The 17,227-nt window shown below is 52.0% G+C and carries 13 protein-coding genes; all 13 read right to left on the bottom strand.

The features are described from left to right. Positions 1-148: 148 nt before the first annotated feature. Positions 149-1,027, bottom strand: coding sequence for a carbohydrate ABC transporter permease (locus tag A7K91_RS12185; RefSeq protein ID WP_068683019.1), 879 nt, complete (start codon positions 1,025-1,027; stop codon positions 149-151). Between the two features lie 18 nt (positions 1,028-1,045). Further along, on the bottom strand, positions 1,046-1,921 hold the full coding sequence (locus tag A7K91_RS12180; protein ID WP_068683167.1) for an ABC transporter permease: 876 nt from the start codon (positions 1,919-1,921) through the stop codon (positions 1,046-1,048). Between the two features lie 398 nt (positions 1,922-2,319). Continuing rightward, the gene (locus A7K91_RS12175; RefSeq protein ID WP_082967413.1) at positions 2,320-3,477 is read right to left on the bottom strand and encodes a glycoside hydrolase family 5 protein; all 1,158 of its coding nucleotides are present in this window, start codon (positions 3,475-3,477) and stop codon (positions 2,320-2,322) included. 301 nt (positions 3,478-3,778) lie between these two features. Beyond that, positions 3,779-5,041, bottom strand: coding sequence for a phosphoribosylamine--glycine ligase (purD, locus tag A7K91_RS12170; RefSeq protein ID WP_068683017.1), 1,263 nt, complete (start codon positions 5,039-5,041; stop codon positions 3,779-3,781). A gap of 622 nt (positions 5,042-5,663) precedes the next feature. After that, complete coding sequence (purH, locus tag A7K91_RS12165; protein WP_068683014.1) at positions 5,664-7,211, bottom strand: bifunctional phosphoribosylaminoimidazolecarboxamide formyltransferase/IMP cyclohydrolase; 1,548 nt, start codon at positions 7,209-7,211, stop codon at positions 5,664-5,666. 704 nt (positions 7,212-7,915) lie between these two features. Further along, positions 7,916-8,524 carry a phosphoribosylglycinamide formyltransferase gene (purN, locus tag A7K91_RS12160; RefSeq protein ID WP_068683012.1) on the bottom strand — a complete coding sequence of 203 codons (609 nt, stop codon included), beginning with the start codon at positions 8,522-8,524 and terminating at the stop codon, positions 7,916-7,918. Next, entirely contained in the window at positions 8,524-9,567 is a 1,044-nt protein-coding gene (gene purM / locus A7K91_RS12155) for a phosphoribosylformylglycinamidine cyclo-ligase (RefSeq protein WP_068683163.1), read from the bottom strand. The genes purN and purM overlap by 1 nt, the downstream gene beginning before the upstream one ends. Positions 9,568-10,230: 663 nt before the next feature. Beyond that, positions 10,231-11,712, bottom strand: coding sequence for an amidophosphoribosyltransferase (gene purF, locus A7K91_RS12145; protein WP_068683007.1), 1,482 nt, complete (start codon positions 11,710-11,712; stop codon positions 10,231-10,233). After that, positions 11,697-13,940, bottom strand: a complete 2,244-nt coding sequence (purL, locus tag A7K91_RS12140) for a phosphoribosylformylglycinamidine synthase subunit PurL (protein ID WP_068683005.1) — start codon at positions 13,938-13,940, stop codon at positions 11,697-11,699. Before purL ends, purF begins: the two co-directional genes overlap by 16 nt. After that, the gene (purQ, locus tag A7K91_RS12135; RefSeq protein WP_068683003.1) at positions 13,918-14,613 is read right to left on the bottom strand and encodes a phosphoribosylformylglycinamidine synthase subunit PurQ; all 696 of its coding nucleotides are present in this window, start codon (positions 14,611-14,613) and stop codon (positions 13,918-13,920) included. Before purQ ends, purL begins: the two co-directional genes overlap by 23 nt. Positions 14,614-14,617: 4 nt before the next feature. After that, complete coding sequence (purS, locus tag A7K91_RS12130) at positions 14,618-14,863, bottom strand: phosphoribosylformylglycinamidine synthase subunit PurS (RefSeq protein WP_211274525.1); 246 nt, start codon at positions 14,861-14,863, stop codon at positions 14,618-14,620. Between the two features lie 55 nt (positions 14,864-14,918). After that, positions 14,919-15,815 (bottom strand): phosphoribosylaminoimidazolesuccinocarboxamide synthase, encoded by an 897-nt coding sequence (locus A7K91_RS12125; protein WP_068682999.1) that lies wholly within the window; start codon positions 15,813-15,815, stop codon positions 14,919-14,921. 110 nt (positions 15,816-15,925) lie between these two features. Then, positions 15,926-17,221 (bottom strand): adenylosuccinate lyase, encoded by a 1,296-nt coding sequence (purB, locus tag A7K91_RS12120; RefSeq protein ID WP_068682997.1) that lies wholly within the window; start codon positions 17,219-17,221, stop codon positions 15,926-15,928. Positions 17,222-17,227 lie beyond the last annotated feature (6 nt).

Here is a 17,227-nt window from a genome sequence, read left to right as displayed (position 1 = left end):
TTGTTAAGCTTATCTCACACGTTGCGACATGACCATAGGAATAATTTCCAGACATGCACCTCCTTTATGATATATAAGTTCAACTAATGATTGTCGGCAGGAGTCCGCCGTGGGAATGGTTCTTCCGATCGCAGTTGTTCCCAAGGCTCTACTCCTTAACAGCGCCAAGAACGATGCCTTTGACAAAAAAGCGCTGAAGGAATGGATATACGACCAGGATCGGGGCCATGCCGATAAAAATTTGCGCCGCCTTCACCGTTCGTTGCGATATATTTTCCAAGTCCTCGGGTCGTACGGTAACCTTGCTGAAGTCCTGCTGGACGATAATGGTTTGCAGGAAGGTGGCCAGCGGATAATTTTTATGGTCCGTCATAAAGATCAAACCATCAAACCACGAATTCCAATGCCCTACCATCGCAAACAGCGACAGGGTTGCCAGCGCCGGGAGCGACACCGGCAAATAAATGCTGAACAGAGTCCGCAGATGTCCCGCCCCGTCAATAAAGGCCGCCTCCTCCAGCTCCTTCGGAACGCCGCGGAAAAAGTTCAGCAGCAGGATCATGTTCCAAACCGAAACGGCTCCGGGAAGGATGAGCACCCAAATGGTATTCATCATGTTCAGCTCTTGAATGAGCATATAAAACGGAATCAATCCGCCATTAAACAGCATCGTAAACACGAAAAACCAGGTGTACAGATTTCTTCTTTTAAATTGGCGTTTCTCCTTGGATAACGGATAGGCAGCGAGCACAACTATCAGCATGCTCAATGCGGTGCCAAATACCGTTCGTTGCACTGCCACCCATAAGGCGCGAAGAAAGTTTTCGTTAGCCAGCGTTTTGTCGTAGGCGTCCAAGGTGAACTGTACGGGCCACAAGCCTACCAGATTGGCATTGGCAGCGGCCTTTCCGCTAAACGACACCGCAAGAATATGAATAAGAGGAATAACGCAAATGATGGATAGCACCAGCAAAAAGGTGTAGTTCAGGCCGGTAAATAGTTTGTACGGCTTTGATTTGTAATACATAGCTGCATGTCTTCCCTTCTAAAATATCCGGTAGTTGGCAAGCTTGTAGGCGAGACGGTAAGCGGCCACAATAAGCACAAATCCGACAATGGATTTAAACAGGCCAACTGCCGTTGAAAATCCGAACTTTCCGTCCACAATGCCGACCCGGTACACAAAGGTATCAATGATATCTCCTTTATCCATGACCAGCGCGTTGTACAGATTAAAGATTTGATCAAACCCTGCGTTTAGAACATTGCCAAGCGCCAAGGTGCCAACAACAATCGTAATTGGAATCATGGCCGGGATCGTAATCGAAAGCGTTTGCTGCCATCTGTTGGCGCCGTCTACCTCAGCCGCCTCGTAAAGCGATGGGTTAATGCCGGACAAGGCTGCCAGGAATACGATAGCGCCAAAGCCGAACTCCTTCCAGACGTCACTTACAACAACAACAAATCTAAACCAGTTGCCGTCGCCAAGAAAGAAAATGGGGTCTATGCCGAACAGGGCGCCCAATGCTTGATTGACTAGTCCATCGCTGGACAGCATGTCCAGCAGGATGCCGCCGAGAATAACCCAGGAGAGGAAATGCGGCAAATATACCATCGTTTGAACCGATCTTTTAAAACCCGATGATCTGACTTCGTTTAGTAGCAGGGCAAAGGTAAATGGAGCAATAAGACCTGCGATTATTTTCATAGCGGCGATAATAAGCGTATTCCAGATGACCTGCACATACTCCGGCGTAGAAAATAAATACTGGAAATGCTCCAGGCCAACCCACTCCGATTTGGCAAAGCCGAGCCACGGCTTAAAATCCTGAAAGGCTACGACAAGTCCTCCCATCGGAATATAGGCAAAAATCAGGGTCAGGATAACAGCTGGCAGCAGCATGGCATCTAGAGCCAGCATACGCTTCCAATTGCCGCGGGTTTTAAGGGGCTTTTTTTGTTTCCCCGGTACCGCCACCACATTTGATGTTTGACTTGTTTGCATCCTTCTGCTTCCTTTCTCAATCATGGCGTCCACTTTGCTGCAGCTGCGGCGTGCGTGTTGATATGACTTTATTATAAAAGCGGCTTGTCGAAGGTTATATGATAAATCAATAGCATGGATAACAAATAATTAACCTGCGGCTATTCACTTCTGTTATTCCCTACTGTTATTCCATACTCTTATTCCATACTGTTATTCGATCTCTTATCTCGTCCCCTGTGCCTTGCCCGTTATCGAAAAAAGCCTCCACCCTCCGCAAAAGCACGGATAAGTGAAGGCCGAAAAATGGATCAAATTAAAATGGATCAAATCTATTACGAGGGCAAAAGGGCTTTCGTCAAGTCCTCTCTCCACGCCTTGGCGGATCGGTCATACAGGCCAAAGGACGCGCCAAACTCCCAATAAGCCCATGTCATGCCCAGACGTTCAGCTTCACTCCGAACCGTTTCTGTCCACTGGATTCGCGAAGCCATATCCGCTGTGCTGTAAGCGCCAAATTCGCCTAGAAAAATAGGCCGGTCATTAGCTTGGCCCCATCTGGCGGCACGCTCCAGATCGTGAACAAGCGCTTCCCTGCTGGCAGGGTTGGACGCCCCCGTTTTGGAATTGTATTCCCGGAAAAAGGAGGCGACCCAGCCCACGTTCTTGGCTGCCTGAACCGGCTCTACCGGGTTGGCCGGAGGCCCGGGCCAGGTCAGGCCTGTTGTGCTGTATTCCTCCGTCATCCATTCAGCGCCTTGATGCGTAAACAAGATAGGGCCATAATAATGGATCGTGGCAATAATATTGCGGTCGTGCTCCGGCAGCTCCAGCTCCAGCAAGCCGCCGATTCCGTTCCATTCCGCACCTCCGATAATTAACGTCCGATGCGGATCGTTGCCTCGAATGACTGTAATAACCTCTTTTACATACTCATTCCACAGTTCTGCTGTAAGCGCCCCGTTCGGCTCATTCAACACCTCATAATAAACCGATTCCGGCCTATCGCTATACCTCTTTGAGAGCTGATCCCAAATGGAAAGAAACCGTTCCTTTTGAGCCTCCGGCTCCGTAATCATTTCTTCGAAGTGATGCAGGTCGATGATAACGGCAAGCTCCTGCTTAAGAGCCTCGTCTACAGCCCAATCCACCCGTTTCAAAAAAGCTTCATCAATGGTATACGGCGCTGCTTCCGTCGTTTTATTGGAGAAGCGGACCGGAAGACGAACGGAGTCAAAGCCTTTATCCTTGATCAGCTTAAAATAAGTCTCCTCCAGCACCATATCCCATGCCCCTTCATACGGCGCATCAAGCGCATTGCCCAAATTGATGCCTCGGCCAAGCGCCTTTGCTTTTTCGTATATATCAGGATTCATATCCAGCACCTCCAGCGCTTTTGTATCCTGCGCCTTGCCCTCTATATCAGCTGTATTCACTTCCCCCGTGCATCCCGCCAGCAGCACAAGCGCAACCACCATACCAATCAGCCTCATACCTGCTACCCCCTTCTATAATCAGTACTTTCAACATTCATTATTATAGTAGTGATGATAGCGGTTTCAAATGATAAAATAGTGTCCTTATAACAATTTCGAAGCTTGTTGCTCAAAAACCTGTCACTTAACTTCTACGGCTTCCTCTTCCTCTTCCTCAGACTGAGTGTTGGAAGAACCATACGTAATGTAATTTGAAAAAAAACACTGTTTGTACCCATAACGGATGCAAACAGTGTTGAGGTATATTCTTCTGATTTCTAATCCTACAAATATTAAACACATTAGCAATAAAAAATGCCTACAGCGCTTTTGCCGCAATATCGCTACGATTCTGCATGCCTTCAAACTCAATGACGCTAACCGCCTCGTAAGCGCGCTTGCGGGCTTCAGCGATGTCGCGGCCAAGGCCAACAATACCCAGCACGCGTCCTCCGCTAGTTACCAGCTCGCCGTCCTTGAATGCAGTGCCTGCATGGAAAACAAGCGCCCCTTGGGCTTCTGCCGCTTCAATGCCGGTAATAGCGCGGCCTTTAGGATACGAGCCTGGATACCCCTCCGAAGCGGCAATGACGCAAACCGCAGCTTCGTCGCTCCATTCGATATCCATTTCGCCCAATCGTCCATTCATGGCGGCCAGCACAATATCGACGAGATCCGTTTTTAATCTTGGCAGCACAACCTGCGTTTCGGGATCGCCCATACGCGCGTTAAACTCGATTGTTTTGGGACCGTCCTTCGTAATCATCAGGCCTGCAAACAACACGCCGCGGAATGGACGTCCTTCGCTCACCATCGCTTTAGCGGTTGGAATAATGATATTGGCAATGGCATCATCTACAATGCTTTGAGGAATATGCGGCAGCGGCGTATAGGTGCCCATACCGCCGGTGTTAGGGCCTTTATCGCCGTCAAAAATCGGCTTATGATCCTGAGCCGGAACCATCGGTTTAACCGTCTCGCCATCCACAAAGGCCAGGATGGACATTTCTTGTCCCTCCAGGAATTCCTCGATCACGATCTGGTTGCCGGCATCGCCAAAAACTTTGTCGACCATTGCCTCGCGAAGAGCCGTTTCGGCTTCCTCACGCGTAAACGCAACCGTTACCCCTTTGCCCGCAGCAAGTCCATCCGCTTTAATAACGATTGGAACCTCCTGCTCACGCAAATAAGACAACGCCGCTTCATAATCCGTAAACGTTTCGTATTTGGCGGTAGGGATATTGTATTTTTTGAGCAAATCCTTCATAAAAATTTTGCTGCCTTCGATTTCCGCAGCCAGCTTATTCGGGCCAAACGCCGGAATGCCCGCCGCCTCGAACGCATCAACAATGCCGTCCGCAAGCGGATCATCCGGACCTACAAACACAAGATCAATCGAGGCATCCTTGGCAAAAGCCGTCAGCTCATCAAACTGCGAAACCGCAAACGGCACGCATTCAGCTAGCTTGGCGATTCCCGCATTGCCCGGTGCGCAAAACAATTCCTTTACCTTTTCGCTCTTTTTAAGCGCCCACACGATTGCATGCTCGCGGCCGCCCCCGCCAATGACCAAAATCCGCATTCCTGCATCCCCCTTTATATTGTTTAATCAAGGTTCAAAAAGTCCGGTTATTAGCATCGGTTAATACCGGAAAGTTGGCTTGAAGCTAGAAATCGAGAACCGGAGCGTAGTCAAAGCTACGTGAGGATCTCAAATGTTTCCGGAGGAAACATACCTCGTAAGCATACGCTGATTTCGGCTGAATGCCATATTCGACGCCGGCCATGACGCTAGTCATGACTCGTAATGGGAACCGGACTTTTTGAACGACCATTAAAATGAAGGTTCAAAAAGTTCGGTTTCCAGTACCGAGAAGATGGCTTGAAGCTAGAAACTGAGTAGCGGAGCTTAGTGGGAGCTAAGTGAGCAACGGAAGTTTCGGCTGAATGCCATATTCGACGCTGGCCATGACGCTAGTCATGACTCGTAATGGAAAGCGGACTTTTTGAACGACCATTAAAATGAAGGTTCAAAAAGTTCGGTTTCCAGTACCGAGAAGATGGCATGAAGCTAGAAATCGAGAACCGGAGCGTAGTCAAAGCTACGTGAGGATCGGAGATTTCGGCTGAATGCCATATTCGACGCCGGCCATGACGCTAGTCATGCTTCCGTAATGGGAACCGGACTTTTTGAACTACCTCTATCAGTGTTTGAAGTGGCGGATGTTGGTGAACACCATAGCAATCCCCGCTTTGTTGGCTGCCGCGATGGACTCCTCGTCCTTGATGGAGCCGCCTGGCTGAATGATTGCTGTAATGCCGGCTTTTGCCGCCAATTCAACCGTATCGCCCATCGGGAAAAATGCATCCGACGCAAGCGCCGCGCCAACCGCTTTTTCACCAGCTTGCTCGATTGCAATACGAGCTGCGCCTACGCGGTTCATCTGGCCTGCGCCAACGCCAACCGTCATATCGTCTTTTGCCAGCAGGATGGCATTGGACTTAACATGCTTAACAACCTTCCAGCCAAAAAGAAGCTGCTTCATTTCTTCAGCAGTTGGCTTGCGGTCGGTAACAACCTGCAAATCCTCTTCCTTCAAGGAATGAACGTCGCTTTCCTGAACCAGCATGCCGCCGTCCACGGAAGTAACAAGCCATTCCGGCTCGCGCTCTGCGGCAGCCTTCAGCTCACCCAGCTTGAGCAACCGGATGTTCTTTTTCTTGGAGAGGATTTCAAGGGCCTCCGGGGTATAATCCGGCGCAATGATGATCTCCAGAAAAATAGCGCCCAGCAGCTCGGCTGTTTCCGCGCCAAGGGTACGGTTAGCCGCTACGATACCGCCAAAAATGGATGTAGGGTCGGCCTCGTATGCTTTTTGGTAAGCCTCGTGAATCGTTGCGCCAATACCTACCCCGCAAGGGTTCATATGCTTGACAGCAACAACTGCCGGCTCGTCAAACTCCTTAAGAATCGACAACGCCGCGTTGGCATCGTTAATGTTATTGTAAGAAAGCTCTTTGCCATGCAATTGCTCTGCTGTTGTAATATTTGCACCGGAAGCCAGCGGCTTTTTGTAAAATGCTGCTTTCTGATGCGGGTTTTCTCCGTAGCGCAGGCCTTGTACCTTTTCATAGGTAACGGTATAGGACTCAGGCAGCGGCTCGCCGGTTTGCTTCGACAAATAATCGGAGATAAGGGCATCGTAGGAGCCTGTATGACGGAATACTTTGGCCGCCAGACGTTTGCGCGTTTCCAGAGTCGTGTCACCGCCAGCCTTCAGCTCTTCCAAAACGGCGTCATAATCGCCAGCATCCACAACAACGGTAACGAAGGCATGGTTTTTGGCAGCGGAGCGAAGCATGGTTGGACCGCCGATGTCGATATTTTCGATAGCTTCCTCGTAGGAAACGCCCGGCTTGGCGATGGTTTGTTTGAACGGGTACAGATTAACGACCACCAGATCGATGTAATCCAGGCCCAGCTCTTCCATCGACTTGCGGTGCTCCTCGTTGTCTCTTACCGCCAGCAGCCCGCTATGAACTGCGGGATGTAGCGTTTTGACGCGTCCGTCCATAATTTCAGGAAAACCTGTTACATCAGATATGCCGATCACCGGCACGCCTTCTTTTTCCAGTAGACTAAACGTTCCACCCGTCGAAATAATTTGCACGCCTTGCTTGGCCAATTCCCTTGAAAACTCAACGATGCCCGTTTTGTCGGATACGCTGATCAACGCTCGTTTAATCGCCACCGTAATGCCCCCTTATTTTGAATAAAACCAACTATAATCGTTCAGCCGCAAACCCTGCATGTACACTCGTTTGTATGAAAATTCATACAAAACCCACAAAGTAACTGCCTTCACATGGCTGTTTGTACGATTTTTCATACAAACTACCGCCTGGCGCTACTTTTACACAGCTGTTTGTTCGATTTTTCATACAAACTACCGCCTAGCGCTACTTTTACATGGCTGTTTGTACGATTTTTCATACAAACTACCGCCTGGCGCTACTTTTACACAGCTGTTTGTTCGATTTTTCATACAAACTACCGCCTAGCGCTACTTTTACACAGCTGTTTGTACGATTTTTCATACAAACTACCGCCTGCCGCTACTTTTACACGGCTGTTTGTACGATTTTTCATACAAACTACCGCTTGCCGCTACTTTTACACGGCTGTTTGTACGATTTTTCATACAAATTACCGCCTGGCGCTGCCTTCACATGGCTGTTTGTACGATTTTTCATACAAACTACCGCCTAGCGCTACTTTTACACAGCTGTTTGTACGATTTTTCATACAAACTACCGCCTAGCGCTACTTTTACACGGCTGTTTGTACGATTTTCCATACAAATTACCGCCTGGCGCTACTTTTACAGGGCTGTTTGTACGATTTTTCATACAAATTACCGCCTGGCGCTACTCCCACACACTTACCACTTACCACTTACCCGATTGTCACGTTTCTTCCGTCCAGCGAAACGTTGCCGCGAGCGATTTGACCGATCACATACGGGAGCAGAGCCTGCTCCACTGCATGAATCCGCTCCGACAAACTGTCCCGCGTATCCCCATGCTCCACCTCAACAACCCGCTGAGCAATAATGGGACCGCTATCCAAGCCGCCGTCTACATAATGCACCGTCACGCCAGTCACTTTTACGCCGTACTCCAGAGCTTGTCCGATTCCGTCTACACCTGGAAAAGCCGGCAGCAGCGAAGGATGGACATTGATCATCCGGCCATAAAAAGGCTCCACCAGCACCGGCGTCAAAATACGCATATAACCGGCAAGCACGATCAGCCCGATGCCCCGCTTCTCCAGCTCCGCAAGGATAACTCGCTCGTAGTCCTCTCTTGAAGCATACTCCTTTGGCTTGAACAAAAAGGCTTCAACGCCGGCCTTCGCCGCCCGCTCCACAACGGGAGCGCTCGGCTTGTCACAAACAAGAAGCCCGATTTCGACATCGAGCTTCCTGTCCCGCACCGCATCGGCAATGGCTTGAAAGTTGCTTCCTTGTCCGGATGCAAATACCGCAATGCGCAGGTTAGCCATTACACCTCAGCTCCCGTAAAGGTTACGATACGGCTGCCTTCCGTAATTTTGCCGATGGTATATGCTTTTTCGCCAAGGCTCTCCGCCACGCGCACCGCTTCCTCCGCTTGCTCGGCAGGGACGACAATAACAAGGCCGATGCCCATATTAAACGTTGTAAACATATCGCGATTCGTAATCTCGCCTTTTTTCTGCAACAGCTCAAAGATTGGCAGGATCGGCCACGAGCCGTATTGGATGTCCGCGTTAACGCCTTCCGGCAGCACGCGCGGAATATTTTCGATAAAGCCGCCGCCTGTAATATGCGCCATGCCTTTTACTTGTACCTTGCTGATCAGCTCAAGCGCCTGCTTCACATAAATGCGGGTTGGCTCAAGCAGCACGTCGCCCAGCTTTGCTCCGCCCAGCTCTTCAAGCTGCTGGTCCAGCGAATAACCTGCTTCTTCAAGCAGCAGACGGCGCACCAGAGAAAAGCCATTGCTGTGAATGCCGCTGGACGCAAAGCCCAAAACGACGTCGCCTGGAGCAATTGTGGAGCCGTCGATCATTTTTTTTCTGTCGACGATGCCAACGGTGAAGCCTGCGATATCATATTCCTCCTGGGAATACATGCCCGGCATTTCCGCCGTTTCGCCACCGATCAACGCACAGCCGGACTGAACGCAGCCTTCGGAGATGCCTTTAACGATAGCTTCGATTTTTTCGGGAACCACTTTGCCGCAGGCCAGATAGTCCAGGAAAAAGAGAGGCTCCGCGCCTTGCACGATGATATCGTTGACGCACATCGCAACGGCGTCGATGCCGATTGTATCGTGCTTGTCCATTGCAAAAGCAAGCTTCAGCTTTGTGCCGACGCCGTCCGTGCCGGATACCAGCACAGGCTCCTCGTATTTGCTTTTGTCCAGGCTGAACAAACCGCCAAAGCCGCCAAGCTCCGCCAGCACCTCCGGACGGTATGTCCGCTTCACGTGTTTCTTCATCCGTTCGACCGCTTCATTGCCCGCGGCAATGTCGACGCCGGCTTTTTTGTACGCTTCTGACACGATCATCGCACCTTTCGTTTTTGGCTCATGTCAAAAACAGGAATTGACTTCATAGTATGCGGGGAGGCTGCGGGGCAGAGGGTTCTTCCGATCGCAGTTAAAATCAGATTTTCATTGAACAATTTCTCAGTGGTTGAAATCTGATTTTACAAGCGAACACTCCGTTTCTACAGAATCCCTCTGCCCCTCCGCCTGTTGCATATGCCGTCAAAAACTGATTTTTGTTATTGAGCCTTTGTTTTTTCAATAAATAAATGGAGTTGAACAAAAGATTTTCAACTGTTTAGAGAAGGGATTAGCCCTCAGTAAACCTGCAGCTGATTCTGCCTGCGGTTAAGTCCCGGTTAACTCTACCTACGGTTAAACCCTGCCTTCGGTTAAGCCCCGATCAAGCGGCGGCAAGCCTATGTTGAGCCGCGTCCGCTTTTTTACCTTTAAACAAAAGAAATGTAGCGACAGGCCAGAGTGTGAGGGGTTCTGGAGAAATGCGTATGCTTACGAAGCAACGTTCTTCCAGAACGTTTCAAGCGTTCGCTTGTGTTTCCGGATTTCACCATTTAAACATATAATTCAGGGAAATCTGGAAACAATTGCGATCGGAAGAACCCTTCACACGCCGGCCCACGCCGCTGAAACTCTTTTGTTCCACTTATATAACAAGTATTAGCAGCTGCAGCTTTTGTCGGACTCTTCGTCTACGACGGTTGGGTAGTCGTTGTCGAAGCAGGCCAGGCACATGCCGCGGTTATATGCGCCGTCGTTGCCGCCTACTGATTCGACAAAGCCTTGGTCGGTCAGGAAGGAAAGCGAATCGGCGTTGATTTCCTTGCAAATTTCCTCCACCGTCCGGAAGGATGCGATCAGCTCCTTGCGGTCCGGGGTGTCGATGCCGTAGTAGCACGGATTTTTGAACGGCGGCGATGTGATGCGCACATGCACCTCCGTTGCTCCGGCCTCGCGCAGCAGGTTGACGATCCGGCGGGACGTTGTGCCCCGGACGATGGAATCGTCGATCATGACAACGCGTTTGCCTTCAACGACCTTGCGAACGGCGGACAGCTTCATTTTGACGCCTTTTTCGCGCAGCTCCTGGGAGGGCTGGATGAAGGTCCGTCCGGTATATTTGTTTTTGATGAGCCCCAGCTCGTATGGAATGCCCGTTTGCTCCGCATAGCCGATAGCGGCGGAAATGCTGGAGTCCGGCACGCCCGTTACGATATCCGCGTCCACGAAGGACTCAATCGCGAGGCGTTGGCCCATGCGCTTCCGCGCGGAGTGAATGTTGATGGTATTAATATCGCTGTCCGGTCTGGCAAAATAAATATATTCCATCGCGCAGGTCGCACGGCGTTCGATTTCTGCATAACGATCCTCGGTCATGCCCGTGGAATCCAGAATCAGCAGCTCGCCAGGCTGGACATCGCGGACATATTCCGCGCCGATGGTTTCAAACGCGCACGTTTCCGACGAAAACACATAAGCGTCGCCAATACGACCCATAACCAGCGGGCGAAGCCCGTGGGGATCGGATGCGACCAGCAGCTTGTCGTTGGTCATAATCAGGAATGCAAAGCCGCCAACGATACGCTGCAGCGCTTCTTTGGCCGCCGTTACAAAATCCTTCGGCGAACGCGCGATCAAATGCGCGATAACCTCCGTGTCGCTGGAGGTCTGGAAGATGGAACCGCTCATCTCCAGCTCGCGGCGAATTTCAGGCGCGTTGACGATATTGCCGTTTGTCGCAACGCCAAGATCGCCGTCGCGATAGCGGAAAATTAGCGGCTGCGCGTTAGCAAGCTGGCTTGCCCCCGACGTGGAGTAGCGAACATGCCCGATGGAGCGGTCGCCCGCCAGCATATCCAGCTTTTCCTTGTCGAACACTTCCTTGACCAGTCCCATGCCGCGGTGATAGTTAAAGGCGTTGCCTCTAGCCGTATCTACCGTACAAATGCCAGAGCTTTCCTCGCCCCGGTGCTGCAGCGCATGCAGACCATAATACGACAGTCCGGCAGCATCGGGGTGGCCAAACACCCCGAATACGCCGCACTCCTCGCGAAGCTTGTCAAACATATCATCCCGGCCGATGCCCTCGTTATAATGGTTGCCCGTCCACAGACGGGGAAGGGTCATCACTTCATGAGACATGGAATCGCATCCTTCCAAACCTTCTCCAGTTGTTGTACTGGCGAGTTAATGCCAGTCTTGCCGTTTACGTTAATGGTCAGAGCGTTTCCTTTTACTGTGCCGATTGCTGCATGGGCTACGCCTTGCTCGCCCAGCCAAGCGATCAGCTTGTCTGCCAGCTCCGGCTTTGCCGATAACAAGATGCGGGATTGCGATTCGCTGAACAAAAGATGGTCGGCGCGCAGCTCGCTGCTGAGAGCAACCTCTGCGCCAATGCCGCCGCTGATGCAGGATTCCGCAAGAGCTGCCGCAATGCCGCCTTCCGACAAGTCATGTGCAGAGGCTACAAGGCCTTTTTGAATAGCGCCAAGCACAGCGTCCTGCACCTTTTTCTCGATTTCCAGATCAATGGCCGGCGGACGGCCAGATGGAGCGCCGTTCAGCACGTATTGCAGCTCGCTGCCGCCAAACTCAGCTTTCGTATCGCCGATCAGCACGATAACGTCGCCTTCGTTTTTGAAGCCTTGTGTCGTGATATGGTCATGATCATGCACCAGACCAACCATGCCGATAACCGGCGTCGGGTAAATCGCGCCTTTGGCATTTTCGTTGTACAAGCTGACGTTGCCGCCGATTACCGGCGTATCCAGCTTGATGCAAGCCTCGCTCATGCCGTCAGCCGACTTTTCCAGCTGCCAGAATACTTCCGGCTTTTCCGGATTGCCGAAGTTCAGGTTGTCCGTGATCGCCAGCGGCTCGGCGCCGGAGCAAACGATATTGCGCGCCGCCTCCGCAACCGCGATACGGCCGCCTACTTCAGGGTCCAGATATACGTAACGTCCGTTGCAGTCCGTGGTCATCGCCAGCGCCTTGCGCGTGCCGTCAATCAGCACAACCGCAGCGTCGGAGCCGGGCTGAACCGCCGTTGCCGTACGAACCATATAGTCATATTGGTTGTAAACCCATTCCTTGCTTGCCACCGTCGGAGATGCCAGCACCTTTTCCAAAGCGCCGTTCAAGTCCGTAATTTCTGCAAAATCGGAGCTGTCCACGTCAGCATTCTCGCGGTAGTAAGCCGGCTCAGCGGAAGGTTTGTTGTAAACCGGACATTCGTCAACCAGCGCCGTAACCGGCATATCGGCCACTTCCTCGCCCTTGTGGAACAAGCGCAGACGTCCGTCATCCGTTACTTTGCCAACCTTGGCGCAAATAATGCCCCAACGGTCAAAAATTTCCTTCGCCTGCTCTTCATGCTGCGGCTCAACAACAAACAGCATGCGCTCCTGGGATTCCGACAGCATCATTTCATAAGGCGTCATGCCCGTTTCGCGCTGCGGAACCTCGTCGAGGTACAGCTCCAGGCCGTTACCCGCCTTGGAGGCCATCTCCGCGCTGGAGCAAGTCAGACCCGCTGCGCCCATATCCTGAATGCCAAGCACGATGCCGGAATTGATCAGCTCAAGCGTTGCTTCCATAACGAGCTTTTCCATGAAAGGATCGCCGACTTGAACCGCCGTACGTTTCTCCTCAGATTCCTCCGACAGCTCCACGGATGCAAAGGTTGCGCCGTGAATGCCGTCGCGGCCGGTTGCCGGGCCTACGTAGAAAACAGGGTTGCCAACGCCTTTGGCGACGCCGCGCTGGATTTTGTCATGATCGATCAAACCAACGCACATCGCGTTAACAAGCGGGTTGCCTTCATAGCTTTCGTCAAACATCACTTCGCCCGCTACGGTCGGGATGCCGATACAGTTGCCGTAGCCTGCAATGCCTCCAACCACATGCTCGAACAAATATTTAACGCGCTCGCTGGCCAGATTGCCGAAGCGCAGACTGTTCAAGAGTGCAACGGGGCGTGCGCCCATGGAAAATATGTCGCGGATAATGCCGCCAACGCCGGTTGCCGCGCCTTGATACGGCTCTACCGCGGAGGGGTGGTTATGCGATTCGATTTTGAAAACAACCGCCTGATTGTCGCCAATGTCTACGATGCCGGCGCCTTCGCCGGGACCCATCAGAACGCGCGGGCCTGTCACCGGGAATTTTTTCAGAATCGGCTTGGAGTTTTTGTAGGAGCAATGCTCCGACCACATGACGCTGAATACGCCAATTTCCGTATAGTTCGGCTTGCGTCCCAGAAACCCGCAAATCAGCTCGTATTCATGGTCCGTCACGCCAAATTGCGTATAAATCCTCTGATCGGCGATTTGGTCCGCCGTTGGTTCCTTAGCCGTTAACTGCTGCGCCATGCTGTTCCCTCCATGCATTCAAAATCGATGTAAACATGCCTTTTCCGTCCTCGGAGCCGAGAAGCTGATTGACGGCGCGCTCGGGATGCGGCATCATGCCGACCACGTTGCCCGCTTTGTTGCTGATGCCCGCAATATTTTCAACGGAGCCGTTCGGGTTGGTATCGCACGCATAGCGGAAAACGATCTGATTGTTGGCTTTAAGCTCCGCCAACGTCTCATCGTCGCAGTAGTAGTTGCCTTCGCCATGGGCGATTGGAATATCAATGATGTCGCCTTCGGCATATTGGTTCGTAAACGGCGTAGCCGCGTTAACGACCTCAAGATTCGTGGAATGGCAGCGGAATTTCAATCCGTTGTTGCGAATCAAAGCGCCTGGCAGCAGACCCGCTTCCGTCAGGATCTGGAAGCCGTTGCAGATGCCAAGCACGTATTTGCCTTGCTCGGCCGCTTTTTTTACTTCGTTCATCACATTGGCAAACTGAGCGATTGCGCCGCAGCGCAGATAATCGCCGTAGGAGAAGCCGCCTGGCACGATAATCGCGTCATATGCCGAAAGATCCGTAGCCGTATGCCATACGTAATCGACGGATTGGCCGATGGTGCTTTCTACCGCCTTGTAACAGTCAATATCGCAGTTGGAGCCCGGAAATACGAGTACCGCAAACTTCATCGCTTTATCCCTCCAGCTCGAAACGGTAATCTTCTACGACAGTGTTGGCAAGAAGCTTCTCGCACATCACTTTCAGACGGGCTTCAGCTTCAGCGCGGTCGTTCGTATCCAATTCCACCTCAAGGTATTTGCCGATGCGAACCTTGTTGACTTCTGCAAAACCCATGGAATGAAGCGCGCCTTGCACTGCGGTTCCTTGCGGGTCCAAAACGTTTTCCTTGATCGTAACGTAGACGGTTGCCTTCATAATTGCCTCCTGATATATGGTTAGTTTAGGGTTGAGCTCATATTTCCAATTTCTGCGGCTACAGCTCCGCGCCGGTCAAGCGGCGGTAGATTTCACGGTAGCGTGCCGTCGTTGCAGCAACCACGGGCTCCGGCAGCGGGGCTGGCTTGCTGTCGCGATCCCAATCCGAGCCAAGCAGATAAGCGCGTACCGGCTCCTTGTCCATGCTGTCGATTTCCATGTCATAAGCGTAATTGTCCTCCGCCCAAAAACGTGAGGAATCCGGCGTAAAAATTTCGTCAATCAAAATGACTTTGCCGTCGATAAGGCCAAATTCAAACTTGCAATCTGCAAGGATGATGCCGCGCTCCTGGCAATAATGATGCGCCAGCTTGTACAGCTCGATGCTTCGCTCCCGAAGCTCCTCCGCCAATTCCCGGCCAACCAGCTCCGCCATCCGTTCAAAAGGAATGTCCTCGTCATGGCCTACGTCGTTTTTGGCTGCAGGGGTGAAGATAGGCTCCGCAAAATGCTCGTTTTTGCGCATGCCCTCCGGCAGCTTGATGCCGTTGATTTCGCCGGTGGACTGGTATTGGCGCCAGCCGCCGCCGGTAATATAACCTCGCACCACGCATTCGATATCAATGCGCTCCGCCTTGCGCGTCACCATGATCCGGTTGCGCAGCAGCTCCGGTTCTGTAATGATATCGCCAAGCTTCTCCACATCGGTATGCACAACGTGGTTCGTCTGCTCGTCCTTCGTCAAATCAAACCAGAAGGCCGACAGCCGGTTCAACACATTGCCTTTGTCCGGCACGGCGGGATCCAGCACATAGTCGAACGCCGAAATCCGATCCGTTACAACAATGAGGAAATGCTCGCCAAGATCGTACAGCTCGCGGACCTTTCCTTTATAGACCAGCGGAGCCTTTACGTAATCGACCGCTGTCGATATCGCTTGCGATTGCCCTGTCATAAGCCCGTTGCCCCCTTAACGTTTTGTCAGTGCTTAAAACCAAATATCGCCGGAAAGAACGGACTGCACCGCTCCAAGGAGGAGCAGCCCTTTCTTCTGGACACGGTCTTTTAGATCAGGCCTAACCGTTTAAAAATCGTATCTACGTTTTTCAGATGCCATGCCGGATTAAAGCAATCGTCCAGCTCCGCCGCCGAAAGCACGCTTGTGATTTCTTCCGTTTCGTCCACGATGGAGCGGAATTGGCGCTGCGTCTCCCAAGCCTGCATCGCGCGCGGCTGAACCGTATCGTAAGCCTGCTCGCGGCTGAAGCCTTTGTCGATCAGCTTTGTCATGATGCGGCCGGAGAACGGAACGCCATAGGTCGCGCTCATGTTGCGCTTCATGTTTTCCGGGAACACCGTCAGGTTTTGGATAATATTGCCCAGGCGGTTCAACATATAGTTAAGCAGCATGGTGGAATCCGGCAAAATAACACGTTCTGCCGAGGAATGGCTGATGTCGCGCTCATGCCACAGCGGCACGTTTTCGTAGGCGGTCAGCATATGGCCGCGAATGACGCGGGAGAGGCCGGACATATTTTCCGCGCCAATCGGATTGCGCTTATGCGGCATTGCCGACGAGCCCTTTTGACCTTTTGCGAACGGCTCCTCCACCTCGCGGAATTCGCTTTTTTGCAAGCCGCGGATTTCGGTTGCGAACTTGTCCATGGACGTAGCAATCAGCGCCAGCGTCGCCATATATTCCGCGTGACGGTCGCGCTGCAGCGTCTGCGTGGAGATCGGAGCCGCTGTAATGCCCAGCTTGCGGCATACAAACTCTTCCACGAAGGGATCAATATTGGCGTAGGTGCCAACAGCGCCAGACATTTTGCCGAATTGCACGCCGTTTGCCGCATGCTTGAAGCGCTCAAGGTTACGCTTCATTTCTTCGTGCCACAGCGCCATTTTGAGACCAAACGTAGTTGGCTCCGCATGTACGCCATGCGTCCGTCCCATCATCGGCGTATCCTTATATTGAACCGCTTTTTCACGCAGGATGCCGATAAAACGTTCGATGTCCTTCAACAAAATTTCGTTGGCCTGACGCAGCAAATAGCCCAGAGCCGTATCCACAACATCCGTTGAGGTCAAGCCGTAATGCACCCATTTGCGCTCCGGTCCAACTGTTTCCGAAACAGCGCGGGTAAACGCGATAACGTCATGGCGCGTCTCCTGCTCGATTTCGTAAATGCGGTCGATGTCAAAGGTTGCCGATTTCCGAAGCGCCTCCACGTCCTCCTTGGGAATGACGCCAAGCTCCGCCCAAGCCTCGCAAGCGCAAAGCTCAACCTCCAGCCAGGCTTTAAATTTGTTTTCTTCCGTCCAGATCGCTCTCATTTCCGGTCTGCTGTAGCGTTCCAACATTTAACC

Source organism: Paenibacillus oryzae (assembly GCF_001675045.1).
Taxonomy (GTDB): Bacteria; Bacillota; Bacilli; order Paenibacillales; family Paenibacillaceae; genus Pristimantibacillus; species Pristimantibacillus oryzae.
This window is presented reverse-complemented; position numbering and strand designations above follow the sequence as displayed.